This is a genomic window from Pseudomonadota bacterium (assembly GCA_039193195.1).
GTDB lineage: Bacteria > Pseudomonadota > Gammaproteobacteria > Steroidobacterales > JBCBZW01 > JBCBZW01.
On sequence record JBCCWS010000075.1, the window covers coordinates 1 to 14,790 of the forward strand.

Genomic DNA, 14,790 nt, shown 5'->3' on the forward strand with positions numbered 1-14,790 from the left:
CAGCAAAACACGGCGCGTGCTCGTTGCAGGTGCTCGACACGTACTGCTGAGTACGCCTGCGCGCCTTCCACTGCGCGCCACCCCGTGTTTTGCTGCCTCTCGGCGCCCTCGCGACGAACACTCACGAATAATCCAGGCTAGCCGTGTGGTCGGCCTTCATCCTGATGGTGGCGCGGCGATTCGGGGAACACTATCGTCGCTCCATCGAGAGCGCCCTTGAGAACCTGGATCTGGTGGCATCTATGCGCGAGCGCAACGCGGAGAACGAGGCGTTGAACGCCGCTTAGTGACCAGCGAATCGGCGAGCTCAAACATGCGGTGGGCCAGATATTGCTCGAGAAGGAGCGGGCGGACGGCCTTGTCGCGGAACTGCGGCGTCTTTCGTTGATGGACTCCCTTACGGGCTTGGGCAACCGTCGTAGCTTCGATGAGCACCTGGAGCGCGAGTGGCGACGAGCGCGGCACGACGATACTGCTTTGGCCCTATTGCTGATCGACGTCGACCACTTCAAGGCCTACAACGATCGCTACGGCCATCATCAAGGCGACCGGTGCCTGGTGCACGTTGCTGACGTGCTGCGGGCCATGGTGGGCCGTGAGGGGGACTTGGCCGCTCGCTACGGCGGTGAGGAGTTCGCCCTCATCATTGGGCCCCAGCACGGTGGAGAGTGCGACCGATGCCGCCAATCGGATGCGCGCGGCGATGCGAGCACGTGCCATAGCGCATCCGGCATCGCCGACCGCTTGCGTGGTCACCATCAGCGTGGGTGTGGTTTGTGTCAGGGCCCGTGCCGCGGCCGATCCATCGAGCATTTTGTAGGCAGCTGATGGGGCGTTGTATAAGGCCAAGGATGACGGGCGCGATCGGATGGTCGTACATCCTGAGCAGGTGCTGGGGGATGCGGTGATTCTGAAGGCGCCTCGTCGAGGAGCGCGTTAGCACTGCGCCCGCACCGCGACCTGAGGATATTCCAGATCGGTTGATCGCTCGATGCCTGGTTGCCGTACACTGCGCTCCATCGAAGTCGATGCCCCGTTGGTTCTGTCATGGCTGATGTCACCACTGCGCGAGTGCCCCCGGCGGCCACGCTGATGAGCTTGGGCGGCCCCTTTCGTATGCGTCGCGGCGGTCGCTTGGAGCAGGTCGAGATGGCGTACGAGACTTGGGGCGAGCTCAACGGCGAGCGCAGCAATGCAGTGCTCGTCATGACCGGGCTGTCGCCATCGTCTCACGCGGCGTCCTCCCTGGCCGACCCCACGCCGGGTTGGTGGGAGGACGTCATCGGACCAGGAAAGCCCATCGACACCGATTGCCTGTATGTCATCTGCGTAAACTCCCTGGGGAGCTGCTTCGGCAGTACGGGTCCCGCGTCTACCGATCCGGCCACGGGGAATGCGTACCGACTGAACTTCCCCGTGCTCTCACTGGAGGACGTCGCCGCCGCCGCTCACGAGGTCGTCCGAAGTCTCGCAGTCAAGCGCCTGCTGGCGGTGGTGGGGCCTTCGATGGGGGGCATGAGTGCGTTGGCCTATTGCCTGCAATACCCATCCCAGGTACGCGCGTTGGTGAACATCTCCTCGGCCGCACGCTCTCTACCGTTTTCGATAGCTCTGCGTTCGCTCCAGCGAGAGATGATCCGCAGTGATAGGGATTGGTGTGACGGCCAGTACCCCTTCGGCACCGGACCGATTCGTGGTATGCGCCTAGCACGAAAGCTAGGCATGATCACCTACCGATCCGCCGAAGAGTGGAAGCATCGTTTCGGTCGCGAACGAGTGCCAGACGCGCGCGGAGAGCCCGGTGAGTCGTTTCGCGTCGGGCCCTTTGGGATCGAGTTCGAGGTGGAGAGCTACCTCGAGGCGCACGCGATGAAGTTCACCGGTGCCTTCGATCCGAACTGCTACCTCTACCTTTCGCACGCGATGGATCTGTTCGACGCCACGGACCACGGCCCAACGCTAGCGTGCGGTAAGGCGAGCGATGGCTGCCTTGAGTACGCGCTGGTTATGGGCGCGGTCACCGATTTTCTTTTCCCCATCGAGCAGCAGCGCGAGCTGGCGCAGATGCTGCGTACGCCTGAGCGCGAGGTCAACCTGGTGGAATTGCCCTCTATCCAGGGCCACGACTCCTTCCTCGTCGACATGGATGGCTTCCGGCCACCGATCGCGGAGGCCTTCTCGCACCTACTGAGTTTAACATAATGATGTAAACGGCCGTTCGTCCCGCCCGTTTCTACGGCAAATCGAGTCTTGCGAGCGTCCATCCGTGTTCCCTGGACGAATCCTTTTCGTGCACAATGACCACATCGCAACGCGACAAGCGTGTGTCGGGGAGTACGCCCGAGTGAAATTGAACAACAAAGCCTGCCAAGGCGCGTGCGCCGTGCTGCTGTTGTTGGCCGCTGGCGCAACGCAGGCGGCGATCACCAGCTACGCTGCCGAGCTCACGGCCGACGGCTGGCCCTCGGCGGAAGGTGGCCCCGCCCGCGGGAACGCGAGCATCGCCCTGGATGACTCGACCAACGAGCTGTCCTGGGAGATCGAGTGGGCAGGTACCCCAGCGCGTCGGGCCGAGGTGACCGTGCGCAAGCCGGACAGCGCACCGCTAGTGGACGGCCCGCTGGTGCTGGATCTCGCCGTGGGTGAGTCTTCCGGCGACGTGCGCGGCGGTGAGCTCTCGGGAAGCGTTCAGCTGACGCCGCGACAGGCCGAAGAACTCGCTGGCGACGACTGGCAAGTGGAGGTGCGACTGCTCGACAAGCGCGGCATGCGCCTCACGGGCAAACTCGAGCGTCAACAGCTTCCACCCGGCGTCTGGCTCTAGCGCGCCGGCTCCGCCCCGGCACGCCTCGAAGGCTGCCCAGCCGCCAACCCTAACCTCCCCCTAGCGCCCTCGCGGTTCCTCTCCGCGCGGATGCTTCTCGCCTGATACGCGCACCGACTCCAGGGCACGGTGCTCTGGGGCGACGTTGTGAACTTGGGAAAATTTCCCGATCTTTCATGCCGCAGAGTCAGTTTGGCACATGTCCTAAGTGTCAGCATTGGACCAGTTGCTTGTGCTCGCCATAATGGCGAGCTGCCTTGCCAGTGCCAAAGGCGTGATCACAGCTGGAGGCTTGCTTGAGAGCGGAGGGGGGAGACTTGAGAAACACGGTGACTACCGCTGCTGGCTTAGTGATGCTGGCAATGGCCCTAGGAGTGGGCGAGGCGCTCGCGAAGGAGACAGTGACACTAGTCTTCGTTGGGCCAAAGAGCGATGCCTACCTTGGTTTTCGGCAGGCCGTCGATGAAGCGAACCGTCAGGGGCGCTTCCTTGGCTACGCCTTCGAGCACCAACACATCGAGCCCGGCGGCGGGGCGGCCATGACGCTGCCCGAAGGGGTGGCGGCCCTGTTCGCGGCCCTGCCCGCCGAGCCTTTTCTCGCCCTGGCGCGAGACAACGTTGCGCTACCGGTGGTCAACCTGAGCGCGACGGAGGAGTCCCTGCGCGCGGCCTGCCAGGCGAACGCCTTTCACGCTCCGGCCAGCGACCGAATGCGGGAGGATGCGCTCAGCCAATGGGCCGAGGCCGGGAATGATCGAGACGGTGTCGTGGCCAAGGTATGGAATACGCAGTTCCGCCGCTACGCCGCGATTCAGCTGAGCAATCGCTTCGAAGAGGCCCAAGGGACCCCCATGAGCGACAAGTCCTATGCGGGTTGGGCCGGTACGCGACTTTACGCGCAGGTGGTGATGGAGCAGGGCACGGCACAGCCGAGCACCCTGCTCAGCGCCCTGCGCAGTGATCAGGTGCAGTTCGACGGCCAAAAGGGCGTGCCCATGCGATTCCGCGCGAGTGGGCAACTCAACCAAATGATCCTGCTCGAGAAAGACGGCAAGGTGGTCGGCACGGCGCCCGTGCGTGGCGTCGCGGCCGCCCACGAATTGGATACCCTGGGCTTCAACGGATGTGAGGAGGGCAGTGCCCAATGAATAAATTCAATAGTTCGGCCGTGATGGCCGTGATGGCCGCTGGCTTGGTGGCCGCCGGGAGCGCCAGTGCTGGCAACCGCATTTACGTCACGAACGAACACGAAGGCTCCATGTCGATCATCGATGCCACCACCTATGAGGTGTTGGATACGGTGGAGGTGGGGCAGCAACCGCGCGGCATTGGCATGTCGCCGGACGGCAAAGAAATCTACATCGCGCTCGGACGCGACGACGCTATCGCCGTGGTCGACCCTGCCAGCGGCAAGGTGTTGCGCAACCTCGATGGCGGAGAGGATCCTGAGAACTTCATGGTTCACGCCAACGGCGATCTCTACATCGCCAATGAGGAAGACGCCCAGGCGTCTGTGTTGCGTCCGGCCTCCGGTGAGGTAATCGCCGAGGTGGAGGTTGGCATCGAGCCCGAGGGCGTCGCCATCTCCCCGGACGGCAAGCTGGTCATCATCACCAGCGAGTCCACCAACATGCTGCACGTGATTCGCACGGAGGACCACGAGCTGATCGAGAACGTGCTGGTGGGCTCACGTCCGCGTTCGGCTACCTTCAGCGCCGATGGTTTGTTCGCCTACGCCACCGCTGAGATCGGCGCGGAGATCGTGCGCGTGAACCTCGAGAACTTCGAGATCGATCGGCGCGCGAAACTCAAGGACCCGAGCTCTAAGCCGAAGGACATCCTCGAGCACGCGGCGACGGGGCGCCTCTACGTGGCGGGCGGGCGCAGCAACAGCATCTACGTGCTAGACGCCGACACGCTGCAGGTGCTCGATGAGATACCGGTCGGGCGGCGAGTCTGGGGCCTCGGCTTCGATAAGGCGCGCGAGCGACTGTTCACTACCGATGGCGGCAGCGATACGGTCTCCGTGATCGACGTCGAGACCAACAAAGTGATTAACACGATCGCAGTCGGCAAGGGCCCCTGGGGCGTGGTGGTCGACGCTTAACCCAGTAGGAGTCCGCTCGGCAGGACGCTGGCGTAGGTCAGTCGGCGTCCTACCCCTTCCCCTTCGGCTCCACCGCCGTTACCCGCGCCTCGATCGTCCCCTCGCCGAGGCGCGCCCGAACCGATTCCCCCACTGACGCCTGCGCGGCGCTGCGTAGGATCGTGCGTTCCGCCGATCGCTCCACAATGGCATAGCCGCGCGAGAGCGTGGCCAGCGGGCTGACCGCGTGCAGCGTATCCGCTGCTCGCGCCAGGCGCGCGGACAGCCGCTCGTGCTGGCGACGCGCGGCGGCTTCCAAACGTGTCTGAACGCTTTGCTGCTGAGCGATCAGGGCGGGGAGTCGATGGGTCGGCGAGGCTCGGTTCAGGCGTGCCTCGAGGGCCCCTAGTCGCTCTGCGCGTTGCCGCGCAAGGCGCGTGGCGGCTGCGCCTAGACGTTGCCGCAGGGTCGCTAGCTGTCGCTCCCCTTCTTCGATACGTCGACCAGGTGCGACTCTTCCTAACCTTTCCTGTAGGTTGCGCAGGCGCAGGGCGGTGCCTTGCATTCGCTGGGCGGTCAGGCGCCGCAGGCGCTCGCCAAGCTCATCGACGCGCTGCATGTTTTGCCGTAGGCGCATTGCCGGATGCTGCTGACGCAAGCGGCCTTGCATCCACCGAAACCGCTGCTGACTGCGCGCTACGTGCGCCCGTGTGGCCGAGAGCAACCTCTGCTCGAGCGTGCGCAGCTGTCGCAGCCACTCGATGCCGTCCGGCACCACCGACTCGGCCGCAGCGGACGGTGTCGGTGCGCGCAGATCGGCTACCAGGTCCGCGATGGTGATGTCCGTCTCGTGGCCAATGGCGCTCACTAGGGCAATGTCGCAGGCGGCGATGGCTCGCGCCACGCGCTCCTCGTTGAAGGCCCATAGATCTTCTAGCGAGCCACCACCGCGAGCGAGGATCAACACGTCGCAGTCCCGTCGGCGTTCGGCCTTGCGCAACTGGGCGATGATCCTCGGCGCCGCCTCAGGGCCTTGAACGGGAATCGGGTAGATGCGCACGGGCACGGCGGGAAAACGCCGACCGAGCACGTGCAGGATGTCACGTACCGCGGCGCCGGTGGGCGAGGTGAGTACGCCGATCCGCTGCGGAAGGGTTGGTAGTGTCCGCTTTCGCTCGGTGGCGAACAGGCCTTCAGCGGCGAGGCGCTTCTTCAGCTCCTCGTAGGCCCGCCGTAGGGCCCCCTCACCGGTCTCCTCGACCGTATCGACCTGAATCTGGTACTCCCCGCGTGCCTCGTAGACGGTCAGCTGCCCTCGTACGAGGACCTTTTGGCCATCGCGTAGGGGACCGGTGCTCTGTGCACGCTGGCGAAACAGTGCGCAACGAACTTGGGCGCGGGCGTCCTTGAGCGTGAAGTAGACGTGCCCCGAACCCGGTCGTGAGAGGTTGGAAATCTCGCCCTCCACCCACACTGTGCGCAGGGATTTCTCAAGCAGGCCCCGTACCTCGCTATTCAGTCGACTGACCGTAAACACGGCGCGCTCGGCAGCGCGCCGTGCGGCCCGCTGGGTGGCCCGCTGGGTGGCCGGTGCGCTCGTTACCTCGTCCGCGATCGTCTCGGAAGAGCCGCTAGTTGTGCTGCTCGGGCGTCGTGGGGTGGCGCTCCGGCGCGAGGATGTCGGTGGTGCGGTGGAAGACCCGAACAGGTTTTCCTGTTGTGGCTTTGGCGGCGGTGGGTTGCGCGGCATGGGGTGATTGTAGCCCACCGCCTGATCCGCCCGTAGAGCCGCTTGGGTAGGCGATCGCGACCTGCGCGGCGGCCGCCAAAGAGCGTGCCTTTGCTATACAATACTCGGTTAACTCATCAGGCAGCATTCAGGAGGAATTATGCGACTCGTCGACGAAGGCCTCACATTCGATGACGTGCTGCTAGAACCCGCCTACTCCCAGGTGCTACCCCGGGACGTCAGCCTTCGCACGCATCTCACCCGGGAGATCGAGCTCAATCTTCCGCTGCTCTCCGCGGCGATGGACACGGTGACCGAAGCGCGCCTCGCCATCACCCTCGCCCAGGAGGGCGGCATTGGCATCGTGCACAAGAGCATGACGCCGGAAAGCCAGGCCGCCGAGGTCAGCGCGGTCAAGAAGTACGAAAGCGGCATCATTTCCAGCCCCATTACGGTCAGCCCAGACAAGACAATCGCCGAGGTGCTCGCCCTCACGCGCGCCCACCGCATCTCGGGCGTGCCGGTGGTGGATGGCGAGGAGACGGTCGGCATCGTGACCAATCGCGATCTTCGCTTCGAAACTCATCTAGACGCCCCGGTGACCAGCGTTATGACGCCCAAGGCGCGCCTCGTTACGGTGCGTGAGGGCGCTAGCGAAGAGGAGGTGCTGCACCTGCTGCACAAGCATCGCATCGAGAAAGTGCTGGTGGTGGGGGAGCGCTTTGAGCTTCGCGGCATGATCACTGCCAAAGACTTTCAGAAGGCCTCCGACTATCCAATGGCATGCAAGGACTCGCGCGGTGCTCTGCGTGTAGGAGCGGCGGTGGGCACGTCGGCGGACACCGATGATCGGGTTCAGGCGTTGGTGCACGCAGGCGTGGACGTCGTGGTAGTCGACACTTCCCACGGACACAGCGAGGGGGTGCTCAATACCGTGCGCCGCCTGAAGGGGCAGTGGCCGGATCTGCAGATCATCGCCGGCAACATCGTTACGGCTGACGCGGCCCTGGCCTTGGTGGAGGCGGGTGCTGACGCGGTGAAGGTGGGCATTGGCCCCGGTTCCATCTGCACCACGCGCGTGGTTGCGGGAGTCGGCATGCCTCAGGTCACCGCCATCACCCGTGCCGTAAAGGGCCTGGAAGGAACCGGCGTGCCGGTGATCGCCGACGGCGGTATTCGCTACTCCGGAGACTTTGCGAAGGCGATCGCGGCGGGCGCTCACACGATTATGGTGGGCAGCCTATTCGCCGGCACGGAGGAGTCACCAGGCGAGGTGGAGCTCTACCAGGGGCGCTCCTACAAGAGCTACCGGGGCATGGGGTCGCTCGGTGCCATGTCCAGTCGCCACGGTTCTAGCGATCGTTACTTCCAGGACAAGACGGACGAGGTGGAAAAGCTGGTGCCTGAGGGTATCGAGGGTCGCGTGCCGTACAAGGGTCCCCTGGGCGCCATCATTCATCAGCTGGCTGGCGGTTTGCGTTCGGCCATGGGCTACACGGGTAGCTCGGATATCGAGACGATGCGCACCCAGCCGCGCTTCGTGCGCATCACCACCGCCGCCGTTCGCGAGGGCCACGCGCACGATGTGACGATCGTCAAGGAAGCGCCTAACTATCGAATGGATTAGCTGATAGGCCTCTAGTCGTGAGGTAGAAGTTCGTTGATTGTCGCACGCGGGTGTTCGATCGGGCACGACGAGGAGCTTGGCAAACCCCACGGGATGAGGAGCGATTTGTTCAGGGGCGAAAGGGCGCCGCGAACTCGAGTCAACCAAGTTCTAGCTCAGGACACTAGCCACACGGGGAACGCATGAGCGATATTCACGCCGAGAAGATCCTGATCCTCGACTTCGGTTCGCAGTACACGCAGCTGATCGCCCGTCGGGTCCGCGAAGCCGGTGTCTACTGCGAGATTCACCCTTGGGATGCAGGCGATGCCGCGGTTGGGGATTTTGCGCCGAGTGGGGTGATTCTCTCGGGTGGTCCTGAGTCGGTGACGGGCGGCGTTGGTCAGGAGGTCACCCCGGTCGCTCCTGAGGCGGTCTACGCCCTAGACGTGCCAGTGCTTGGGATCTGCTACGGGTTCCAGAGCATGGCGGCACACTTCGGCGGGCAGGTTGCGCCTTCGACCCATCGCGAATTCGGCTATGCGCAGGTGCGCGCGCGCGGCCATTCGCGCTTGCTGCGCGACATCGAAGATCACACGAACGCCGAGGGCCACGGCCTGCTCGATGTGTGGATGAGTCACGGGGATCGCGTGGACGAGCTGCCGCCGGGCTTCAAGCTAATCGCGAGCACCGACAGCGCCCCGCTCGCGGGCATGGCTGATGAGGAGCGCGGGCTCTACGCCCTGCAGTTCCATCCGGAGGTCACCCACACGCGCCAGGGGCAGCGCATCATCGAGCGCTTCGTGCACGAGGTGTGCGGCTGCGGTCGAGCCTGGAACCCCGACAACATCATCGAAGACAGCATAGCCCGGGTGCGGGAGACCGTGGGCGAGGAAGGTCGCGTCCTGCTCGCCCTGTCCGGCGGCGTGGACTCCTCCGTGGTGGCGGCGCTGCTGCACAAGGCGATTGGTGACCGCTTGGTCTGCGTGTTCGTCGACACGGGGCTCCTGCGCCTCAACGAGGGCGATCAGGTGATGCAGACCTTTGCCGCTCATCTCGGCGTGAACGTGATTCGCCACGACGCGGGCGATAAATTTATGCAGGCGCTGGCGGGCGTCGCCGATCCGGAGGAGAAGCGCAAGCTCATCGGTCGCCTGTTTATCGAGGTGTTTGAGAAGCACGCTAAGGCATTGGACGGCATCGAGTACCTGGCGCAGGGAACGATCTATCCCGACGTCATCGAGTCCGCGGGCGCGGCTACCGGCAAAGCAAAGGTCATCAAGTCGCACCACAATGTGGGCGGCCTGCCCGAGCGAATGAACCTGAAACTCGTCGAACCCTTGCGCGAGCTCTTCAAGGACGAGGTGAGGCGGATCGGCTTGGAGTTGGGCTTGCCGCACGACCTGGTTTACCGCCACCCCTTTCCAGGCCCGGGGCTTGGGGTGCGGATTCTCGGCCCGGTTGACCAAGAGAAGGCCGATCTGCTTCGGGCGGCTGACGCCATATTCCTCGAGGAGCTGCGCCGTGCCGAGCTCTACGATCGGGTCAGCCAGGCCTTCGCCGTGTTGCTGCCGGTGCGCTCGGTCGGCGTCCAGGGGGACTATCGCGTGTACGGCTACGTGGCCGCCCTGCGCGCCGTGGAGACCATCGACTTCATGACAGCGCGGTGGGCCCACCTACCTTATGAATTCCTTGATCTCGTTGGGCGCCGCATCATGAACGAGATCGATGGCATCGCCCGCGTCACCTACGACATTAGCGCCAAGCCGCCTGCCACCATCGAGTGGGAATAGGTCGCGTCACCTACGGCCGAGCCGATGAATGAGCGCGTCGCGGCGGAAGATGTCGACACCCGCTGGATGGCCCACGCCCAGGCCCTAGCCAAGCAGGCAGAAGCTCGCGGCGAGGTGCCCGTGGGGTGCGTAATCGTGCGGGACGGTGCGTTGCTGGCGGAGGGAAGCAATCGACCTATCGCGACCCACGATCCCACCGCCCATGCGGAGATGGTGGCGATGCGTGCCGCCGCGCGTAGCCTCGGGACTTACCGCCTGACGGGCAGCACCCTCTACGTCACCCTAGAGCCCTGCCCGATGTGCGCGGGTGCGATGGTGCATGCACGCATCGCGCGGCTCGTGTACGCGGCGCCGGACCCGCGGGCAGGCGCTGCGGGGACCGTGTTCAACCTGGTCGATCATCCGTCGCTGAATCACCGAATCGCCGTGCAGGGCGGTGTGATGAGCGACGTGTGTGGGCAGCACTTACGGGCGTTCTTCGTTCGCCGCCGTCGAGCGTCGAAGGGGTATGACGGTCATGCGTCTTAGCTAGAACTCTTCCCAGGCGCCGTCTTCGTCCGGGGTGCCGACACTCGGGGCCGCGCGCGTGGATGCTCCGCTGGCGCTGCTAGCGGCACTGCTCGAGCTTGACCCGTCGCCGGACCACGGACGATTGGACCCGCGGCGTTCAACGCCGTTCGGCGGTCCCTTGGGGCTCGCCGAAGGCGCCGAGGACTTCAGCGCGGCGCCGCCCGAGGGGGCGCCGCTGCTTTGAAAGAAAGCGGCCAGCTCGCGCAAGGCGCCCGCTTCCTCACCGGCGGCCTCGCTGGCGGCCGTGGCCTCTTCAGTGAGCGCGGCGTTCTGCTGCGTGGCCTGATCCATATGGCTGACGGCCTTGCTGATCTCATCGATCCCGCTCGCCTGCTCGGCGGAAGCCTTGGCGATGTCTCCGATGATCTGGCTGACCTGGGTGACGCCATCGACGATGCTCTCGAGCGTCTGGCCGGACTCATCGACCAATCGCGAGCCCTCGTCGACCTTGGCCACGCTGTCTTGGATTAGGGACTTGATGTCTTTGGCGGCGCTGGCCGAGCGCTGGGCGAGGTTGCGTACCTCGCTCGCGACCACGGCGAACCCGCGACCCTGCTCACCGGCACGCGCGGCTTCCACCGCGGCGTTCAAGGCGAGGAGGTTGGTTTGGAAAGCGATCTCGTCGATCACGCCGATAATGTCGGCAATCTTGCGGCTCGAGTCGTTGATCTCGCCCATGGCCTCGATGGCCTTGCGGACCACATCGCCGCCTTTGTTGGCCGTGTTGCTCGCCGTGTTCGAAAGCGTATCCGCCTGCTGAGCACTGTCGGCGTTCTGGCGAACGGTCTGGGTCATCTCCTCCATGTTGGCCGCCGTTTGCTGCAGGAACGAGGCCTGCTCTTCCGTGCGCTGAGATAGTGTGCGATTGCCCTCTACCACGCTCTGGGCGCTGTGCGTGATGCTGTCAGCCGCCTCGGCGATGCGCTGGGTCAGCTCGCCGACGCGCCCGCAGGTCGCGTTGATCGATTCTACGAGCTCACCCATCTCGCCGTCGGCCTTGGCACCGATGCGCTGACTCACATCGCCTTGGGCGACCCCTCGCATGACTCGTGTGCACTCGGTCACCAGCGTGCGCATGGCACTCAACTCGGAATCCTTGCCGGTCAGGGTCTCCTTCAGGGCCTGGTGTTCGCGCTTCAACGCGGCGAGTTCAGCGTCAGCAGGGTTGTCGTCGTGGGTCGGTTGCATCGATCACTCCGCTAGGCATGGGCGGGGGCAGGGCATACGAGCGACGCTACTCTGTCAGCGCCACCCGGACGTGCGACCGTGTTTGGCATTTTGGTAATTCGCCCCATGCGTGAAGGGAAGTGTGGGGCGGTTCACAGATTTGGGGCGGCGGTGACGGCGCCGTCCTCGCTTGGCGCAGGCGCTGGCGGTGCGTCCTCGGGCGCCGCCGCCTCGGGCCCTGGAGAAACGTCAGGCGCGGCAAGATCGTCGGTGGGCGCGCTCACCCGGACGTCGGTCTGCGTGGGTACTTGGTCGCGGGTGCCGGCGTCGGGCGAGTCTTCGCTCGAGGCTGGCCCAGTCGAGGTGTTCGCGGTCGTCGCGTCCAAGGCGGCAGCCTCGGTTTGCGCCAGGGACGCCTCTTCTTCCGGCGCCACCGTCAATTCCACGTCAGGGGCCTTCCAGAGCAAGATGTCGTAGTAGCTGCGGATGTTGCGAACGTACTCGACAGGCTGGCGGCCGCGGGCATAGCCGCGGGGGACCTGGGAGTACCAGCGGCGTCGGGACAGCAGGGGTAGGTGCTCGCGCACGTCCGTCCAAAGGTCCGGATTGCGGTCATGCATCTGGGTCAGGGTTCGCGCGTCCTGGAGATGGCCGAAACCTACGTTGTAGGCGGCGAGCGCAAGCCAAGTGCGGTCCGGTTCCTGGATTTGCGGATCCAGGCGATCGCGCATCTGTAGCAGATACCGGGCACCGCCTAGGATGCTCTGCTCTGGCGCCGTGCGGTCATCGACGCCCAGCTGCGAGGCGGTCGCTTCCGTGAGCATCATCAGGCCCCGCACTCGGGTGGGGGAGACTGCGTTTTTGTCCCAGTGAGACTCCTGGTAGGCCGTGGCTGCCAGCAGGTGCCAGTCGATACCAACCTCCGCTGCCGCCTGGCGGAACAGGGGCTCATAGCGCGGCAATCGGGACTCGATGTGACGCAGAAACGTCCGCGTACCTACCCAATCAAAGCTATCGGTATGGGAGTAGTATCGATCGATGACCCGCTGCAGTTCCCCGCTCAGGCGTAGCTCTAGAAAGTAGCGCTGGGCCTCATCCAGGACGCTGCGATCGAGCCCCGGGGGGAAGGCCCACGCGATGGGCTCTGGATCGGCCAGGGTGAAGCCGCGCCTCACCTCGGGGTAGTAGCGTCGATTGAGCTGATAGGCCGAGGAGTCGGCGACGGCGAAGTCGAAATCCCCTTCCTCAACAGCTTCGAAGAGTTCCTCGACGGAGGCCAGGGGCAACTCCTCCCAGCGCAGCTCAGGGTGCTCCTCGCGCAAGGCTTCCAAGCGCTCTAGGTGGCTGCTGTCCGCGATGACGGCGAGACGACCTGCGGCGAGGTCTTCGACGCTGCGCGGTCGTCGCTGTCCGCGCTTGTAGACCACGAAGGTGGAGACTTGCTGATAGGCAGGTCCGAAGCGAACGGTTTGCGCGCGTTCTGCCGTGGCCGTGATGTGCGCGGCGGCGATATCCGCCAAGCCTTCCTCAACGCTCGGTAGCAGATCGCCCACGTTTTCCAACGGGATGAACTCGAGCGTGAGTCCCAGACGTTCGGCGAATCCTTCCGCTAGTTCGTAGTCCACCCCCACGGGGCGGCCCTCCGCGGCCAGATAGAAGCTCGTCGCCGCGTTACGCGAGACCACGCGTAGGCGGCCCAACTCCTGTAGACGTTCCAGCTCGCTGACCGGATAGGAGCACGTGCCGAGTAGGGCCGCGGAGGTGGCGAGAAACGCAAGGCGCCACCAGCGAGCGCTGCGGCGCAGTGCAATTCTCCAGCTTGAGCGGATCCAGGGGTTCACCCGCTCGATCATACTCGGCTGCGCGACGTGTGCCTCCTGCCGCCGTCACCTTGACGCGACAGTTCCAAGAGAAAATAATCGCGGGCTGCCTGGAGAGGTACCGAAGTGGTCATAACGGCACCGACTCGAAATCGGTTGGGGGCCTACCGCCCCACGTGGGTTCGAATCCCACCCTCTCCGCCATCCCTCAGCCCGGTGAGAAGCACATGGAGCTCTTGGTCTTCGATCTCGACGGCACCCTGCTCGATGCGTCGTCGACGATCTCCGCGTACACGCGCGAGACCTTAAGCCTGCTTGCGGCCCGCGGCATCCACTACACGGTGGCGACCGGTCGCACGCTGCACGCCTCGCGTGATCTCATCGTCGGCCACGGGTTCAGCCTGCCGCAGGCCTACAAGAACGGCGTGTTGATCTGGGATCCGCAGGCGTGCGACTACACGCACCAGACCTCCCTCACCTTGAGCGAGCTGGAGCATGTGGTCGGCGCCGTAATGAGCCAGGGGATCACCCCCTTCTTGTTCACGCTCGAGCCCGGCAATCGCCACGTGGTTTACCACGCCCCGCTCCACAACGAGGTGGAGCGTCGCTTGGCAGCGGATTACGCGCAGCTGTCTGGTGTAGAGGTGCGCGGTGTGGCAGAACTCCCCGCCGACGCCGAGATCACCAACATCAGCGCGCTCGGCGCTCCTGCCGCGATCGATGCCGTGCAAGCACTGATCGCCGACGAGCCGGAGCTGGTCGCCTACGCCGGTGTTGCAGCCGAAGGCCCCTCCCTGAGGTGGATCGACCTGCACCATGTGGAGGCGAGCAAGGGCGCCGCGGTGCAGGTGCTACGCGAACAGCTAAATGCTACGCGTGTGCTCTGCTTTGGCGACAGCGATAACGATCTGAGCATGTTCGCTGTGGCCGACGAAGCCTACGCGCCAAGCAACGCCAAGGCGCTCGTGCAGGATGCTGCGACGGCGGTGATCGGCCATCATGACGATCACGGCATCGCACGCTTTCTGCGCGAGCGCTTCGACCTCGACAAGTCCTAGTGGAGTGTAACAGCTAGATTCGGAGTACAATTCCAGCTATGAGTACTCCTATCCATTTGACCGACGAAGAGCGGGCCGAACTGAGACGTCAGGCGAGTCAACAGAGCGGCCCTGCAGCGCTGGCGAGAAGAGCGCGG

13 protein-coding genes and 1 tRNA gene are annotated in these 14,790 nt (G+C 64.7%); 11 read left to right on the forward strand and 3 right to left on the reverse strand.

The window, feature by feature from the left end; translation table 11 throughout:
- Positions 1 to 143 precede the first annotated feature (143 nt).
- From AAGA68_26320 to AAGA68_26345, 6 genes are all read left to right on the forward strand, one after another.
- Positions 144 to 287 (forward strand): hypothetical protein, encoded by a 144-nt coding sequence (locus tag AAGA68_26320; GenBank protein MEM9388584.1) that lies wholly within the window; start codon positions 144 to 146, stop codon positions 285 to 287.
- 31 nt (positions 288 to 318) lie between these two features.
- Positions 319 to 828: a GGDEF domain-containing protein gene (locus tag AAGA68_26325; GenBank protein MEM9388585.1), complete on the forward strand. Its 510-nt coding sequence runs from the start codon at positions 319 to 321 to the stop codon at positions 826 to 828.
- A gap of 264 nt (positions 829 to 1,092) precedes the next feature.
- Positions 1,093 to 2,202, forward strand: coding sequence for a homoserine O-acetyltransferase (locus AAGA68_26330; GenBank protein MEM9388586.1), 1,110 nt, complete (start codon positions 1,093 to 1,095; stop codon positions 2,200 to 2,202).
- A 142-nt stretch (positions 2,203 to 2,344) separates the two neighbouring features.
- Complete coding sequence (locus AAGA68_26335) at positions 2,345 to 2,824, forward strand: CHRD domain-containing protein (protein ID MEM9388587.1); 480 nt, start codon at positions 2,345 to 2,347, stop codon at positions 2,822 to 2,824.
- A gap of 329 nt (positions 2,825 to 3,153) precedes the next feature.
- Positions 3,154 to 3,972, forward strand: coding sequence for a hypothetical protein (locus AAGA68_26340; GenBank protein ID MEM9388588.1), 819 nt, complete (start codon positions 3,154 to 3,156; stop codon positions 3,970 to 3,972).
- Positions 3,969 to 4,931 (forward strand): PQQ-dependent catabolism-associated beta-propeller protein, encoded by a 963-nt coding sequence (locus tag AAGA68_26345; protein MEM9388589.1) that lies wholly within the window; start codon positions 3,969 to 3,971, stop codon positions 4,929 to 4,931. Before AAGA68_26340 ends, AAGA68_26345 begins: the two co-directional genes overlap by 4 nt.
- A 49-nt stretch (positions 4,932 to 4,980) precedes the next feature.
- Here the strand turns inward: AAGA68_26345 and xseA are convergent, their stop codons facing one another.
- Positions 4,981 to 6,678: an exodeoxyribonuclease VII large subunit gene (gene xseA / locus AAGA68_26350; GenBank protein ID MEM9388590.1), complete on the reverse strand. Its 1,698-nt coding sequence runs from the start codon at positions 6,676 to 6,678 to the stop codon at positions 4,981 to 4,983.
- 121 nt (positions 6,679 to 6,799) lie between these two features.
- Between xseA and guaB the strand changes: the two genes are divergently transcribed.
- From guaB to tadA, 3 genes are all read left to right on the forward strand, one after another.
- Positions 6,800 to 8,266 (forward strand): IMP dehydrogenase, encoded by a 1,467-nt coding sequence (guaB, locus tag AAGA68_26355; protein ID MEM9388591.1) that lies wholly within the window; start codon positions 6,800 to 6,802, stop codon positions 8,264 to 8,266.
- 182 nt (positions 8,267 to 8,448) lie between these two features.
- Complete coding sequence (guaA, locus tag AAGA68_26360) at positions 8,449 to 10,038, forward strand: glutamine-hydrolyzing GMP synthase (GenBank protein ID MEM9388592.1); 1,590 nt, start codon at positions 8,449 to 8,451, stop codon at positions 10,036 to 10,038.
- Between the two features lie 24 nt (positions 10,039 to 10,062).
- Positions 10,063 to 10,566, forward strand: a complete 504-nt coding sequence (gene tadA, locus AAGA68_26365; GenBank protein MEM9388593.1) for a tRNA adenosine(34) deaminase TadA — start codon at positions 10,063 to 10,065, stop codon at positions 10,564 to 10,566.
- On the opposite strand, the gene AAGA68_26370 is transcribed toward tadA, so the two are convergent.
- Positions 10,567 to 11,796, reverse strand: coding sequence for a methyl-accepting chemotaxis protein (locus tag AAGA68_26370; protein ID MEM9388594.1), 1,230 nt, complete (start codon positions 11,794 to 11,796; stop codon positions 10,567 to 10,569). It lies immediately after the preceding gene.
- Positions 11,797 to 11,927: 131 nt separating this feature from the next.
- Positions 11,928 to 13,628, reverse strand: coding sequence for a membrane-bound lytic murein transglycosylase MltF (gene mltF / locus AAGA68_26375; protein ID MEM9388595.1), 1,701 nt, complete (start codon positions 13,626 to 13,628; stop codon positions 11,928 to 11,930).
- Positions 13,629 to 13,707: 79 nt separating this feature from the next.
- Here mltF and AAGA68_26380 point away from each other — a divergent pair.
- Both AAGA68_26380 and AAGA68_26385 read left to right on the forward strand, forming a co-directional pair.
- Positions 13,708 to 13,799: transfer RNA gene (locus tag AAGA68_26380), tRNA-Ser, on the forward strand.
- A 23-nt stretch (positions 13,800 to 13,822) separates the two neighbouring features.
- Positions 13,823 to 14,653, forward strand: a complete 831-nt coding sequence (locus AAGA68_26385) for an HAD family hydrolase (GenBank protein ID MEM9388596.1) — start codon at positions 13,823 to 13,825, stop codon at positions 14,651 to 14,653.
- The last annotated feature ends 137 nt before the right edge of the window (positions 14,654 to 14,790 follow it).